The 15020-nt window shown below is 54.7% G+C and carries 15 protein-coding genes; 1 reads left to right on the top strand and 14 read right to left on the bottom strand.

Going from position 1 to position 15020, the window contains the following annotated elements:
- Positions 1 to 8 precede the first annotated feature (8 nt).
- A complete protein-coding gene (locus ACOTWU_RS02925; protein WP_003857939.1) occupies positions 9 to 383 on the bottom strand; it encodes a YcfL family protein in 375 nt (124 codons plus the stop codon).
- A 1-nt stretch (position 384) separates the two neighbouring features.
- The gene (gene hinT, locus ACOTWU_RS02920; RefSeq protein ID WP_006809243.1) at positions 385 to 744 is read right to left on the bottom strand and encodes a purine nucleoside phosphoramidase; all 360 of its coding nucleotides are present in this window, start codon (positions 742 to 744) and stop codon (positions 385 to 387) included.
- 353 nt (positions 745 to 1097) lie between these two features.
- Between hinT and fhuE the strand changes: the two genes are divergently transcribed.
- Positions 1098 to 3287 (top strand): ferric-rhodotorulic acid/ferric-coprogen receptor FhuE, encoded by a 2190-nt coding sequence (fhuE, locus tag ACOTWU_RS02915; protein ID WP_047062611.1) that lies wholly within the window; start codon positions 1098 to 1100, stop codon positions 3285 to 3287.
- Between the two features lie 141 nt (positions 3288 to 3428).
- Here fhuE and ptsG read toward each other — a convergent pair whose 3' ends face one another.
- The 12 genes from ptsG to plsX all read right to left on the bottom strand — a co-directional run bounded on the left by ptsG (position 3429) and on the right by plsX (position 14963).
- Positions 3429 to 4862 (bottom strand): PTS glucose transporter subunit IIBC, encoded by a 1434-nt coding sequence (ptsG, locus tag ACOTWU_RS02910; RefSeq protein WP_006809245.1) that lies wholly within the window; start codon positions 4860 to 4862, stop codon positions 3429 to 3431.
- 297 nt (positions 4863 to 5159) lie between these two features.
- The gene (locus ACOTWU_RS02905) at positions 5160 to 5954 is read right to left on the bottom strand and encodes a metal-dependent hydrolase (RefSeq protein WP_023303429.1); all 795 of its coding nucleotides are present in this window, start codon (positions 5952 to 5954) and stop codon (positions 5160 to 5162) included.
- A 10-nt stretch (positions 5955 to 5964) separates the two neighbouring features.
- Positions 5965 to 6969 (bottom strand): DNA polymerase III subunit delta', encoded by a 1005-nt coding sequence (gene holB / locus ACOTWU_RS02900; RefSeq protein WP_126498933.1) that lies wholly within the window; start codon positions 6967 to 6969, stop codon positions 5965 to 5967.
- Positions 6966 to 7607: a dTMP kinase gene (gene tmk / locus ACOTWU_RS02895; protein WP_126498934.1), complete on the bottom strand. Its 642-nt coding sequence runs from the start codon at positions 7605 to 7607 to the stop codon at positions 6966 to 6968. Before tmk ends, holB begins: the two co-directional genes overlap by 4 nt.
- On the bottom strand, positions 7597 to 8619 hold the full coding sequence (yceG, locus tag ACOTWU_RS02890; RefSeq protein ID WP_252049307.1) for a cell division protein YceG: 1023 nt from the start codon (positions 8617 to 8619) through the stop codon (positions 7597 to 7599). The genes tmk and yceG overlap by 11 nt, the downstream gene beginning before the upstream one ends.
- Before the next feature lie 2 nt (positions 8620 to 8621).
- On the bottom strand, positions 8622 to 9431 hold the full coding sequence (gene pabC, locus ACOTWU_RS02885) for an aminodeoxychorismate lyase (protein WP_023303428.1): 810 nt from the start codon (positions 9429 to 9431) through the stop codon (positions 8622 to 8624).
- A 121-nt stretch (positions 9432 to 9552) separates the two neighbouring features.
- Positions 9553 to 10794: a beta-ketoacyl-ACP synthase II gene (gene fabF / locus ACOTWU_RS02880; protein WP_032104090.1), complete on the bottom strand. Its 1242-nt coding sequence runs from the start codon at positions 10792 to 10794 to the stop codon at positions 9553 to 9555.
- 91 nt (positions 10795 to 10885) lie between these two features.
- On the bottom strand, positions 10886 to 11122 hold the full coding sequence (gene acpP / locus ACOTWU_RS02875; RefSeq protein WP_003857954.1) for an acyl carrier protein: 237 nt from the start codon (positions 11120 to 11122) through the stop codon (positions 10886 to 10888).
- Between the two features lie 154 nt (positions 11123 to 11276).
- Positions 11277 to 12011 carry a 3-oxoacyl-ACP reductase FabG gene (gene fabG / locus ACOTWU_RS02870; protein WP_003857956.1) on the bottom strand — a complete coding sequence of 245 codons (735 nt, stop codon included), beginning with the start codon at positions 12009 to 12011 and terminating at the stop codon, positions 11277 to 11279.
- A 12-nt stretch (positions 12012 to 12023) separates the two neighbouring features.
- The gene (fabD, locus tag ACOTWU_RS02865) at positions 12024 to 12953 is read right to left on the bottom strand and encodes an ACP S-malonyltransferase (RefSeq protein WP_015570824.1); all 930 of its coding nucleotides are present in this window, start codon (positions 12951 to 12953) and stop codon (positions 12024 to 12026) included.
- A gap of 15 nt (positions 12954 to 12968) precedes the next feature.
- Positions 12969 to 13922 carry a beta-ketoacyl-ACP synthase III gene (locus ACOTWU_RS02860; RefSeq protein ID WP_017384725.1) on the bottom strand — a complete coding sequence of 318 codons (954 nt, stop codon included), beginning with the start codon at positions 13920 to 13922 and terminating at the stop codon, positions 12969 to 12971.
- Between the two features lie 6 nt (positions 13923 to 13928).
- Positions 13929 to 14963: a phosphate acyltransferase PlsX gene (gene plsX / locus ACOTWU_RS02855; RefSeq protein WP_017693638.1), complete on the bottom strand. Its 1035-nt coding sequence runs from the start codon at positions 14961 to 14963 to the stop codon at positions 13929 to 13931.
- Positions 14964 to 15020: the final 57 nt, after the last annotated feature.

Here is a 15020-nt window from a genome sequence, read left to right as displayed (position 1 = left end):
TTCACTCCTTACAAATAAAGATAAAGTCTCACCTTATGTGCACCCAGATAGCTGGCGCTGCCGTAGAGCGTGACTGACGATCTTGCCGGGATGGTCACGCTGCGCGGCGCCTCAAGCGGGTGCATCTCAAGACCTCTCACGTCATACCAGTAGAAGCGATAATGCACCGTCACTGGCTCTTGCCTTTCGTTATAGAGCGTAGAGGAGGCTGAAGACTGGATTTCGCTTATGGTCAGCGAAGGTTTCTCCGCCGTGATGCCCGCAGCAAGCACTGAGGACTCCATCACCAGCGTCTGTTCTTCACTGACCGGGATGGCGGGACGCGCGCTGCACCCAACCATTACCAGCGTCACGATCAGCGCTGCAATACGCCCAGTTAACATATTAAAGACCTTTATGTGCCAGCATCGGTCCCAGTGGACGTCCACCCAGCAGATGCATATGAATATGATAGACTTCCTGGCCGCCATGGCGATTACAGTTCATGATCAGACGGTATCCGTCCTCAGCAATCCCTTCCTGCTCTGCGATTTTCGCGGCTACCGTAAGCATACGGCCCAGCGCCACTTCATGCTCGGTTTTAACGTCATTAACGGTCGGGATCAGAATATTGGGAATAATAAGGATGTGCGTCGGCGCCTGGGGAGAAATGTCGCGGAAAGCCGTGACCAGTTCATCCTGATAGACAATATCCGATGGAATTTCGCGGCGGATAATTTTACTGAAAATCGTTTCTTCAGCCATGACCTTTTCCTTTTAAGTTTAATCTGGCGTCGTGCGTCCGTTGTTAACACACATTGTCTGATTTACTGCGTGACACAAGACAAGAGTATGAGCGAGTTTCTCCTGTCCTTTCAACCTTCTCCCGTGATTTCTTTCCTGATTGTCCGCCATCTGGCTGAAGAGGCATCGCTTTAGGACATTTCTTTTCTGAAACCTTATTTCAGTTCATCCCGAAACATCTGTTTACAGCGTTAATCACAATGCGTATATTTCGCATTTGCATTTTCATGCGCATTTTTAACATAGAAAACGACGTCAGCCCGTGCTAGCGGGACTGTCGCGAATTACCTTCACCATTCACTAAGGGTTTGATGATGTCTTTCATTAATCACACCAGGGATGGGCAACATCAGCCTGCCGCAACACCTTCGTTGCTGGCCGCCTGCATTGCTATGGCATTGACGCCAACCGCCGCTTTCGCTGCTTCAACCACCGAAGATACCGTCGTCGTAGACGGGGGTTTTGACAACACACAGGATCTTTCTGCCAGCCAGGATCAGGATTACAGCGTAAAAACCACCACCACCGGCACCAAACTGTTGCTGGTTCCCCGCGACATCCCACAGTCCGTCAGCGTTATCAGCCAGCAACGTATGGCTGACCAGAATCTGCAATCCATCGGACAGGTGCTGACGAATACCACGGGCATTACGGCCCAGGTGCAGGACAGCGACCGTACCGTGTTTTACTCACGCGGCTTTTTCGTCAGCAACTACGCCTATGACGACCTGCCAACCTCCATCAGTGAAGTGTGGAACTTTGGTGATACCGCCGCGGATACCGCGATTTATGACCGCATCGAAGTGGTTCGCGGCGCCACCGGCCTGATGTCCGGCACGGGCAACCCGGCGGCGTACGTTAATATGGTGCGTAAGCACGCGGACAGCCCGGAATTTAAAGGTAACGTCTCCGCCAGTTACGGCAGCTGGGACAAGCAGCGCTACGTGCTGGATCTCCAGGCGCCGCTGGTAGAGTCAGGTAAGGTACGGGGCCGTCTGATTACGGGTTATCAGGACAACGACAGCTTCGTGGATAACTACCACTACCGGAAGAAATTCCTCTACGGTGTGATGGACGCGGATGTCACCGACAGCACCACCCTCTCGGTAGGGTATGAGTATCAGGAAAGCCATACCGCCGACCCAACCTGGGGCGGGCTGCCGACCTGGTACAGCGACGGAAGTAAGACCCACTACAATCGCAGCCAGACTGTCGCACCTGACTGGGCTTATTCAGATAAAGACAGCACCCGCATCTTCGCTAACCTGACTCAGCGTTTCGATAATGGCTGGGAAGCGCACATCAACGGTATGCACGCTGAAACCAACTTCGACTCCAAACTGATGTATATGTCCGGCTATCCGGATAAAGAGACCGGTGCGGGCCTGGTGGGTTACGGAGGCTGGAACCGTGGGGAACGTAAACAGGATGCGGTTGACGCCTTCCTGCGCGGCGGCTTCGATCTCTTTGGCCGTCAGCACGAAATGATGTTCGGCGGCAGCTTCAGCCGTCAGCGTAACCATTACGACAACTCCATGCCGGATGCGGTATACGGCATGGTTGATGTCGGCAACTTTAAGAACTGGAACGGGAACATCGCCGATCCCCAGTGGACGCCGTGGAAACTCTACAGCAAGGATGATATTCGCCAGTCTTCAGCCTATTCGTCGGCTCGTTTCTCGCTGGCCGATCCGCTGCACCTGATCCTGGGCGCGCGCTACACCCAATATAACATTCGTTATAACCCGGCAGGATCGCCGAATACCCGTCTGGAAAGCACCAAAGATGATGTCACGCCGTACGCCGGCCTGGTGTATGACATCAATGAGGACTGGTCGACCTACGTCAGCTATACCTCTATCTTCCAGCCGCAGGATAAGCGCGATGTCAGCGGACGTTATCTTGACCCTACCACGGGTAAAAGCTACGAAGCCGGGGTGAAGGCGGACTGGTTTAATACCCGCCTCACCACCTCGCTGGCGATTTTCCGCATTGAGCAGGATAACGTCGCCAGCAACACCTATACCTACATGCCGAGCGGTGAGTCGATCTATGAATCGCTGGACGGGGTGGTCAGCAAAGGGGTCGAGTTCGAGCTCAACGGTGCCCTTACCGATAACTGGCAGCTGACCTTCGGCGCGACGCGTTACATCGCAGAAGATAAGAATGGCAACGCCGTCAGCTCCGATCAGCCGCGCACAACCATGAAGCTCTTCACCCGCTATCAACTGCCAATGCTGCCGGAACTGACCGTGGGCGGCGGCGTAAACTGGCAGAACAAAGTGTGGACGGACGTGGAAGGCGGCCCGGCAGGACGTTCCCGCGCGGAGCAAGGCAGCTATGGGCTGGTGAACCTGTTCAGCCGTTATCAGGTCACCAAAAATTTTGCGGTGCAGGCTAACGTCAACAACCTGTTCGACAAAGAGTATTACGATTACGTCGGCTCTTATGTAGTGTATGGCGCGCCGCTGAACGTCTCGGTGAGCGCGAGCTACGATTTCTGAGTGACAGAAGCCCGGTGGCGCTGCGCTTACCGGCCCTACCCATCACGTAGGCCGGGTAAGACGCAGCCGCCACCCGGCACCACAAACCGCAGTAATAAAAAAGGCAGCCATTCGGCTGCCTTAGTCTCCCCAGGTCACAGCTTAGTTGTTACGGATGTACTCATCCATTTCGGTTTTCAGGTTATCGGATTTCGTACCGAAGATTGCCTGAACACCAGAACCTGCAACAACGACGCCCGCTGCGCCCAGTTTTTTCAGACCCGGCTGGTCTACTTTCGCAACGTCGGCAACGCTCACACGCAGACGAGTGATACACGCGTCCAGGTTAGTGATGTTCTCTTTACCGCCGAAAGCAGCTACCAGAGCAGGCGCCATTTCGCTGGTCACACCGGCTTTGCTGTCTTCCGTTGCATCTTCACGACCCGGCGTTTTCAGGTCCAGTGCTTTGATCAGCACGCGGAAGACGGTGTAGTACACCACTGCGTAGCCCGCACCCACAATTGGGAACAGCCACAGCTTGCTGCTGTTACCGGACAGAACGATGAAGTCGATCAGACCGTGAGAGAAGGACGTACCGTCACGCATACCCAGCAGGATACAGATTGGGAATGCCAGACCTGCCAGTACCGCGTGGATGATGTACAGGATCGGCGCAACGAACATGAAGGAGAACTCGATCGGCTCGGTGATACCGGTCAGGAACGAGGTCAGCGCTGCGGAGATCATGATACCGCCCACTTTTGCACGGTTCTCTGGTTTAGCAGAGTGCCAGATCGCAATTGCGGCGGCCGGCAGACCGTACATTTTGAACAGGAAGCCACCAGACAGTTTACCTGCCGTTGGGTCACCCGCCATGTAGCGTGGGATGTCGCCGTGGAACACCTGGCCTGCTGCGTTGGTGTATTCACCAATCTGCATCTGGAATGGAACGTTCCAGATGTGGTGCAGACCAAATGGTACCAGGCAGCGCTCAATGAAGCCGTAGATACCGAACGCCACAACCGGGTTCTGGTAAGCCGCCCACTGAGAGAAGGTCTGGATTGCTGTACCGATTGGTGGCCAGATGAAAGACAGAACCACACCGGTGAAAATCGCGGCCAGACCAGAAATGATCGGCACAAAACGTTTACCCGCGAAGAAGCCCAGATACTCAGGCAGCTTGATGCGATAGAAGCGGTTAAACATATACGCTGCAATCGCACCGGAGATGATACCACCGAGAACACCGGTGTCCGCCAGATGCTTAGCGGCAATCTCTTCAGCAGGTAAGTGCAGTACCAGCGGCGCAACCACAGCCATGGTTTTCACCATGATGCCGTAAGCAACAACGGACGCCAGCGCGGATACACCGTCGTTATTGGTGAAGCCCAGAGCAACACCGATAGCGAAGATCAGCGGCATGTTAGCAAAAACAGAACCGCCTGCTTCGGCCATCACGTGGGAAACTACGGCTGGCAGCCAGCTGAAGTTTGCAGAACCGACACCCAGCAGGATACCTGCGATAGGCAGTACGGATACTGGCAGCATCAGCGATTTACCGACCTTTTGCAGGTTAGCAAATGCATTCTTAAACATAATTGAGAGTGCTCCTGAGTATTTGTGCTTTTTTTACGTTTTCACGCATTGGCCCGGGGGGAGTACCGCGCCGTGGACAGGACATCTAAGCGCCCTTTATTTATTACACAGAGTAAAATAATTCCCTCTGAGTTTGTTTGACGGCTATCACGTTTCAGTTCAAGACGGCCAAAAAACTTGCAGATATTTACATAAAGCATGTCTGGATGTGTCTAAAAACGCCATCACCGCCCCAAATGAGGCGGTGAACTTTACTCGTTTTACTTATTAATTACGAGCCTAAAAATAACAGGCGTATCAGACAGATTGCAGGCGGGCGGGGTCGATATGGAACAGACTGGCGAAGTTTTCCGTTGTCACGCGAGCCAGCTCTTCAATACTGACACCTTTCAGAACGGCCATATACTCAGCGACATCCCGGGTCATCGCTGGCTGATTTTCTTTGCCGCGATGAGGCACCGGTGCCAGGTACGGGGAATCGGTTTCCACCAGAATACGATCCAGCGGAACATATCGCGCCGCATCACGCAGTTGCTCAGCATTCCGGAACGTTACAATCCCCGAGAACGAGATATAAAAGCCTAAATCAAGCAGCTTACCCGCCGTTTCTCTGTCTTCAGTGAAACAGTGTAGTACGCCACCGCAATCCGTCACCTTTTCTTCCCGCAGGATCGCCAGCGTGTCGGCGCGCGCATCGCGGGTATGAACGATAACAGGCTTATTCAGTTCACGGCCAATACGGATGTGGTTGCGGAAGGATTCCTGCTGGCGAGGTTTCGTTTCCGGGGTGTAGAAATAGTCGAGACCGGTCTCGCCCATCGCCACTACGCCCTCTTCTGCGGCAAGACGGCGTAAATCCTCAACGTCGTACGCTTCATCCTGATTCAGCGGATGCACGCCGCAGGAGAAGACGACATTATCGCGCTCGCCTACCAGTTCACGCATGGCGCGGTAACCCGGCAACGTGGTCGCCACGGCCAGGCAAAATTTCACATCGCGCGCGGCGGCTTTCGCCAGCACGTCGTCCACATTTTTATGCAGGGACTGATAATCCAGGCCATCGAGATGGCAGTGTGAGTCGACTAAAAACATAATGTCTCTCTCAGAGGTGGGAAACCGGCGGTATGACGCCTGGTTGCAGGTAGTGTTCGATACGCAGTAACTGGTCGGTCAGTAAAAGCCCGCGATTGAGACCGGTTACCGTCAAAAGTTGTTCACGACTCTGGCAGATATCATGAAGGATAGCGTGCAGCGACTGCCCTGACAGGCGATTCGCCAGCGTGGTGACCAGCGCCCACACGTCAGGGTTAGTCAGAAGCGTCGCCCCCTGCTGGATTTTGAGCGCATCCAGCAGCAGCGCGGCCAGCCAGTGCAGCCGTTCCGGTGCCTGATCGCTGTTCAGCGCTGGCAGCACGCTCAGCCAGTCATGGCTGTCGAGGGCTGATTCAACCGCACGACATAGCGTTTCACGCTGGGACCACACTTCCGGCTGCAATAAGGCCAGCGCAGCCGCAGGCGCACCGCTGCACAGGCGCAACGCCGAGCGCGCCGCATCTTGTGACACCGTCACTTCTCGCTCAAGCCAGGCGAGCGCCCAGGATTCCTGAGGGACAGCGAGGTGGTGAAGACGGCAGCGACTGCGCAGCGTCGCCAGCAAGCGTTCCGGCTCGCGGCAGGAGAGGAAAAACCAGGTATTCTCTGGCGGCTCTTCCAGGGTTTTTAACAGGGCGTTGGCTGCGGCTTCCGTGAGCAGCGCGGCGTCTTTCAGCCACACCACTTTCGCCCCCCCCAGACGCGCATATTCGTACAGTTTCTCACTGACCTCACGCACCGCGTCGATACCGAGCGTATTTTTGCCCTTCTCGGGTTCGAGGGTGTAATAGTCAGGATGCGTGCCCGCCTGCATAAGCTGGCAACCCCGGCATTTACCGCAGCTTTTATGTCCTTCCGGCTGTTGGCACATCAGAAAGCGGGTGATGGCGTAAATCAACGCATCATCACCCATTCCCGGCAGCGCCTGGATCAGTAACGCATGATGCCCCCGACCAACCTGATAGCTGCCGATCAGCTGTTCAAAGTGCGGGCGCAACCATGGATACCATTTCATGCCTGCTGCTCCTGTAGCCACTGCGTAACGGTCTGCTGAATATCACGCGTAACGTCTTCAAGGGATTGCGTCGCATCGATGGTACGAATGGTCATGTCCTGCCCGGCCAGTTCCAGATAACACGCACGGGTGCGGTTAAAGAAATCAAAAGACTCCTGTTCAATGCGGTCCAGTTCGCCGCGGGCACGGGCGCGCTTCAGGCCCACCTCAGGGGTCACGTCCAGATACAGCGTCAGGTCAGGACGGAAATCGCCCAGAACCGCGTCGCGAAGCGTAGCCAGCATGGTCTGGTCGATACCCCGGCCACCGCCCTGATACGCCTGGGTTGAGAGATCGTGGCGATCGCCAATCACCCATTTCCCTTCTGCCAGAGCGGGTTTGATCACCGTCTCCACCAGCTGAACGCGCGCCGCATAGAACATCAGCACTTCCGCTTTGTCGGTAATAACTTCATCGCCAACGGATTTGATATCCAGAACCAGGCTGCGCAGTTTTTCCGCCAGCTGCGTACCGCCCGGCTCGCGGGTAAAGACCATGTCGGCGACGCCAAGCGACGTAAGCGTATCCACCACCACGTTACGGGCAGTTGTTTTGCCCGCCCCTTCGAGTCCCTCAATGACAATGTATTTACTGCGCATTTTTTTCCTTAAGTGCCTTCAGATAGTCCTGAACCGAGCGATTGTGGCTGGCCAGGTTGGTATTAAACGTATGCCCCCCTTTTCCGTCAGCCACAAAATAGAGATACAGCGTTTTGGCCGGGTGCGCGGCGGCCTTCAACGATGCTTCACTCGGCGTCGCAATCGGTCCAGGCGGCAGGCCGCTAATCACGTAGGTATTATACGCCGTTGGCGTCTCCAGATCTTTTCTGGAAATCCTGCCGTTGTAGTTTTCGCCCATGCCGTAGATGACGGTAGGATCGGTTTGCAAACGCATGCCGATGCGCAGACGGTTAATAAACACCGAGGCAACCTGGTCACGTTCGGCAGCAACGGCCGTCTCTTTCTCGATGATCGAGGCCATCGTCATGAACTGGTTTTGATCTTTATAAGGCAGGCCCTCTGCTCGACCTTTCCAGGCAGCGTCTACCGCCGCGACCATTTTGTTGTGCGCGCGCTTCAGAATGGCCACATCGGTAATGCCTGCCGTATACATCCACGTATCGGGCCAGAACCAGCCTTCCACCCACTCGGGATGTTCGAATTTTAAGGCGTCTGCCACGGTCTGGTAGCGGTCATCTTTCAGCGTATGCTTAATGTATGGCGCGTCCCGCAGCTGCCTGAGGTAATCGCTCAGACGCATACCTTCCACAAAACGCAGCGGGAACTGGGCTTCTTTACCACTCTCCAGCAGTTGCAGCATCTCGCGCACGGTCATGCCAGGGGTAAAGCGATAGGTGCCGGCCTTGAAATGGGACAGGTCCGGTTCAATACGCAGCAGCCACTGGAATACGCGTGGGCGATTGATAATTTTGTCGTCATACAGCTGCTGACCAAGCGCCTGCCGCCCGGTCCCCGCTTTCAGGGTAAAAATCGTCTCGTCTTTTATCAGGATCTGACTCTCCGCCAGCTGACGGACTTTCCACACTCCCGCTCCGCCAGCGATACCGAACGCAACGATAAGAAGGAGGACAAAGCGTAACATTTTCTTCATGACTACCTGGTTTGCTCACATAACGGGGCCAGAAACTGGAACAGCTCGCGGGATGACCAGCATTTGCGGCCATAAGCGCGAACGGGGACAACGGGCATCAGCGCATTGCAGATTACGACTTCATCGGCGGACAGCAGCGCCTCTTCCTTAGCGTTGACTTCGACAACGCGAAAGCCTGCGCGTGCCAGCTGGTGCAGACAAAACTGCCGCATAATGCCGTTGACGCCGGCCTGCTCCAGCGAAGGCGTGAACACGTCACTGCCCTTCCGCCAGAGTAAATTAGCCGCACAGCATTCCGTAATGTACCCTTCGCTGTCAAGAACCAGCGCCTCCCCGGCCTCCGTCTGCTCAAGATGAGTACGAATAAGCACCTGTTCAAGGCGGTTGAGATGTTTTATGCCAGCGAGCATCGGGTTTCGCCCCAGACGTACCGGACTTAACGCCAGGGCTACGCCCTCTTCACGCCAGTGCGCATAATGGGAAGGATAATCTGAAACGGAAAGGACCCGCGTAGGATGCAGACAGGCAGAACCGCTATAGCCCCGGCCACCGCTCCCGCGGCTAATAATGACTTTCAGGACGCCGCTTGCTTTATCTGACGCCAGCCGACGCATTTCACTTTCAAGAATGTCCCACTGCGAGAAGGGGATCAGTAATGCTTCGCAGGCTTTTTGTAAACGAAGGATATGGGCCCCGAGCAGACACACGCCACCGTCGAGAATACGCGCAGTCGTGAAACAGCCATCGCCAAACTGGGTCGCCCTGTCGCTTGCCGGCAGCGTTTCTTGCTCAAGGCCATTAATTAAAAACATGGTGGCTCCTTATGCGTGGAGGCTCAGTCTGGCAGGATGTGGACAGCCGGACAAGGGGATTTCGCCTAATAAAAAAGGCCCGGCAAGCGGACCTTTTTTTATCGTCAGCGACCAACCAGACTCAGACCTTTTTGAAGATCAGAGAGCCGTTAGTCCCACCGAAGCCGAAGGAGTTACACAGGGTATACTCCATACCGCTAACCTGGCGCGCTTCGTGAGGAACGAAGTCCAGATCGCAACCTTCATCTGGATTATCCAGGTTAATGGTTGGCGGTACAGCCTGATCGCGCAGCGCGAGAATAGAGTAGATTGACTCTACTGCCCCCGCAGCACCCAGCAGGTGACCGGTCATGGATTTCGTGGAGCTTACCATTACGCGGCCAGCAGATTCGCCGAAGATAGACTTAACAGCCTGCGCTTCTGCTTTATCGCCCGCAGGGGTAGACGTCCCATGGGCGTTAACGTAGCCAATCTGTGCCGGCGTAATGCCCGCATCGCGGATGGCGTTTTCCATCGCCAGCGCAGCGCCTGCGCCGTTCTCTGGAGGAGACGTCATGTGATAAGCATCGCTGCTCATGCCAAAGCCAACAACTTCAGCATAAATTTTCGCGCCACGTTTTTTCGCGTGTTCGTACTCTTCCAGTACGATCATGCCTGCACCGTCACCCAGTACGAAACCGTCACGGTCTTTATCCCACGGACGGCTCGCCGCCTGCGGATTATCGTTTCGGGTAGAGAGCGCACGCGCTGCACCGAAGCCACCGACGCCCAGCGGGGTACTGGCTTTTTCAGCGCCGCCCGCAACCATAGCATCTGCATCGCCGTACGCAATGATACGCGCGGCCTGGCCGATGTTATGCACGCCAGACGTACAGGCTGTCGCGATTGAGATGCTTGGGCCACGCAGGCCGAACATAATGGTCAAGTGACCTGCCACCATGTTGACAATCGTAGACGGAACGAAGAACGGGCTGATTTTACGCGGGCCGCCATTCATCAGAGATGTATGGTTTTCTTCAATCAGACCAAGACCGCCAATCCCGGAGCCGATAGCGGCGCCGATACGGGTCGCGTTCTCTTCCGTAATCTCAAGGCCAGAATCCTGCATGGCCTGAACGCCAGCGACAATTCCATATTGAATGAAGGCATCCATCTTGCGCTGTTCTTTGCGCGAGATGATCTCTTCACAGTTAAAATCCTTTACTAAGCCAGCAAATTTCGTTGCATAGGCGCTAGTATCGAAATGGTCGATTAGGCTGATGCCGCTCTGACCGGCAAGGAGAGCTTTCCAGGTGGACTCTACGGTATTGCCGACAGGAGACAACATGCCAAGTCCGGTCACAACTACACGACGCTTAGACACGCTTGTCCTCCAGGGAGGGATAAAAAAAGAGATTCGTGGGACAACAAAAGATAAAACTCAGGCGGTCGAATGACCGCCTGGAGATGTTCACTTACGCCTGGTGACCGTTGATGTAATCAATGGCAGCCTGAACGGTGGTGATTTTCTCAGCTTCTTCGTCCGGAATCTCAGTATCAAACTCTTCTTCCAGAGCCATTACCAGCTCAACGGTGTCAAGAGAATCTGCGCCCAGGTCTTCAACAAAGGAAGCGGAGTTCACAACTTCTTCCTGCTTAACGCCCAGCTGTTCGCCGATAATTTTCTTAACGCGTTCTTCGATAGTGCTCATACTCTTAAATTTCCTATCAAAACTCGCTTTCGCGATGGTTTTCGTAGTGTATAAAATGTTGAAAAATTTGCAACTAAATCCCGGCAGGTCTTACCACGATTTTACGTTATTTTGAGGCCATTTGCCCAAATAACGCAAATATTTTCGATCGTGATTAAACCATGTACATCCCGCCGTTGACGTGGAGGGTTTCACCAGTGATGTAACCCGCTTCGTCAGAGGCTAAAAATGCAACCGCGCTGGCGATTTCTTTAGGGTCGCCAAGACGACCCGCCGGAACTGCCGCCAGCGTACCCGCACGCTGCTCATCAGTCAGCGCACGCGTCATGTCCGTTTCAATAAAGCCCGGAGCAACAACGTTTACAGTAATTCCGCGGGACGCGACTTCACGCGCCAGCGACTTACTGAAACCGATCAGACCTGCTTTCGCCGCAGCGTAGTTAGCCTGACCAGCATTTCCCATGGTACCAACCACAGAACCTACAGTGATAATACGACCATGACGCTTTTTCATCATAGCGCGCATTACCGCTTTTGACAGACGGAATACAGATGACAGGTTGGTTTCGATAATATCGTTCCACTCGTCGTCTTTCATTCGCATCAGCAGGTTGTCGCGAGTGATCCCGGCATTATTGACCAGAATATCCACTTCGCCAAACTCTGCGCGAATATTTTCCAGAACAGATTCGATAGATGCTGGTTCAGTCACATTCAGTACCAGACCTTTACCGTTCGCACCCAGATAGTCGCTGATGGCCTGTGCGCCATTCTCACTGGTCGCAGTCCCGATCACCGTCGCGCCGCGCGCAACCAGTGTTTCAGCAATAGCGCGCCCAATACCGCGGCTTGCGCCGGTCACCAGGGCAATTTTTCCTTCAAAACTCATGGTATTCCTCTTTTATTGCGAGAGTGCCGCTTTCATGGCTTCCGGCTCGTTAATCGCCGAGGCAGTCAGGGTGTCTACAATACGTTTTGTCAGACCGGTAAGTACCTTACCTGGACCAACTTCATACAGATGTTCAACGCCCTGAGACGCCATAAATTCAACGGTTTTAGTCCACTGAACCGGGCTGTAGAGCTGGCGAACCAGCGCGTTACGGATAGCCTCCGGCGCGGTTTCGCACTGCACATCGACGTTATTCACAACGGAAATCGTCGGTGCGTTAAAGGTCATTTTTTCCAGCTCAACCGCCAGCTTATCGGCAGCGGGCTTCATCAGCGCGCAGTGAGACGGTACGCTCACCGGCAGGGGCAGTGCACGTTTTGCGCCCGCAGCTTTACAGGCAGCACCTGCACGCTCAACCGCTTCTTTATGACCCGCGATAACCACCTGGCCTGGCGAGTTAAAGTTTACCGGAGAAACGACCTGACCTTCAGCAGATTCTTCACAGGCTTTAGCGATAGACGCATCATCCAGACCGATGATGGCAGACATGCCGCCCGTGCCCTCTGGCACCGCTTCCTGCATGAATTTACCACGCAATTCAACCAGGCGTACCGCGTCAGCGAAGGCAATCACCCCTGCGCAGACCAGCGCAGAGTATTCACCCAGGCTATGACCCGCCATCAGCGTCGGCGCTTTGCCGCCCTGCTGCTGCCATACGCGCCACAATGCGACGGAGGCTGCCAGCAGTGCCGGTTGAGTCTGCCAGGTTTTGTTCAGCTCTTCAGCGGGGCCCTGTTGGGTCAGCGCCCACAGATCATAACCCAGCGCGTCAGAGGCTTCACGGAAAGTCTCTTCAATAACCGGATAGTTTGCTGCCATTTCAGACAACATCCCAACAGTTTGCGAGCCCTGTCCCGGGAACACAAAAGCAAATTGCGTCATTTTTTAATCCTTATCCTAGAAACGAACCAGCGCGGAACCCCAGGTGAACCCGCCACCAAAGGCTTCAAGCAAGACCAGTTGGCCCCGTTTAATTCGTCCATCGCGTACCGCTTCGTCAAATGCGCACGGTACCGATGCCGCAGAGGTGTTGCCGTGGCGATCAAGCGTCACCACAACGTTATCCATAGACATGCCCAGCTTCTTCGCCGTCGCGCTGATGATACGCAGGTTCGCCTGATGCGGCACCAGCCAGTCGAGTGCGGTGCGTTCAAGGTTATTGGCTTCCAGCGTCTCATCGACAATATGCGCAAGCTCAGTCACCGCCACCTTGAATACTTCATTACCTGCCATGGTGAGGTAAATGGAGTTATCAGGATTAACGCGATCGGCGTTAGGCAGCGTTAACAGCTCGCCGTAGCGGCCATCGGCATGCAGGTGCGTGGAGATGATGCCCGGCTCTTCGGACTGCCCCAGCAGCACCGCGCCCGCGCCATCGCCAAAAATAATGATCGTGCCGCGATCGGTCGGATCGCAGGTACGCGCCAGCACATCAGCGCCGATCACCAGCGCATATTTTACGGCGCCCGATTTTACATACTGATCGGCGATGCTCAGCGCATAGGTGAAACCCGCGCACGCTGCTGCAACATCAAATGCCGGGCAGCCTTTGATGCCGAGCATGTTCTGCACCTGGCACGCTGCGCTTGGGAAGGCATGCGTGGCAGAGGTTGTCGCCACCACAATAAGCCCGATCTGTTCTTTATCAATGCCAGCCATCTCAAGCGCTCGCTGAGCGGCTTCGTAGCCCATGGTGGACACAGTTTCGTCTGGCGCGGCGATACGACGTTCACGGATACCTGTGCGCGTGACAATCCACTCGTCAGACGTATCTACCATTTTTTCAAGATCGGCGTTGGTACGCACTTGTTTTGGCAGGTAGCTGCCGGTACCTAAAATCTTCGTATACATGTACGCTCAGTCACTTTTAGCTAATACAGATCCCAGGCGAGCGGCAATCCTCTGAGGGACTTGTCGCTGCACCGCCTGCACTGCCTGTTCAATCGCGACGGTAAATGCTCGCTGATTGGCGGCGCCATGACTCTTAATCACGATGCCGCGCAATCCTAACAGACAGGCGCCATTATACTGGTCGGGGTTGAGGTGACTGAATCGCCGCGTCAGGCTTTTTTGTAACCAACGCTTTAATAAAATCAGCCACCAGGACCTTTTTTTACCTTCTCCCTGCGATTTCAGCAGAGAAAGGAACATTCGTACGACCCCTTCCATGGTCTTCAACGTCACGTTTCCGGTGAAGCCATCACACACTAATACATCCGTTTTGCCCGTCAGCAACTCATTGGCTTCGAGATAACCAATATAGTTGATGGAGGGGACCTGTTTGAGTATTTCCGCAGCGTCGCGGATACTGTCCAGGCCTTTGGTCTCTTCTTCACCAATATTCAGTAAAGCAACGCGGGGATTGTTAATCCCGACCACGTCTTCAGCCAGCACCGACCCCATAACGGCAAACTGAGCCAGCATTGTACTATCACAATCCACGTTAGCGCCCAGATCCAGCACCACCGTTTTGCCCTTCTGCTGATGCGGTAATACCGTCACCAGCGCCGGACGCTCAATGCCCTCAATCGGCTTGAGCAATAATTTCGACAGCCCCATCAGCGCGCCAGTATTTCCCGCGCTGACGCAAGCCTGCGCTCGCCCTTCTTTCACCAGCTCCAGCGCCATTCGCATAGAGCTGCCACGGCTATTACGAATAGCCTGCGATGGCCGGGCATCACTGGCAATAACTGACTGCGCAGGAATAATCTGCAGACGCGAACGTTGTTCAAAGTCAGCTTTTGCAAGTAATGGCGTGATTGTGTCGGGATTACCGACTAAAAGAAGTGTGAGTTGCGAATTAGAATTCAGTGCCTGCAATGCTGCAGGCACTGTCACGGTAGGGCCAAAATCTCCCCCCATGACATCTAACGCCAGGGTTAGACGTGTCAAGGTATCGTCGCAGCCTGGTTCGGTAAACTCCCCGTTTGCACGGGGAAGTTCCTCACT

Source organism: Enterobacter cloacae complex sp. GYL001, assembly GCF_049237125.1.
Taxonomy (GTDB): domain Bacteria; phylum Pseudomonadota; class Gammaproteobacteria; order Enterobacterales; family Enterobacteriaceae; genus Enterobacter; species Enterobacter hormaechei_C.
Note: the sequence above shows the minus strand (reverse complement) of the source record. Positions and strands in the feature narration are given on the sequence as shown.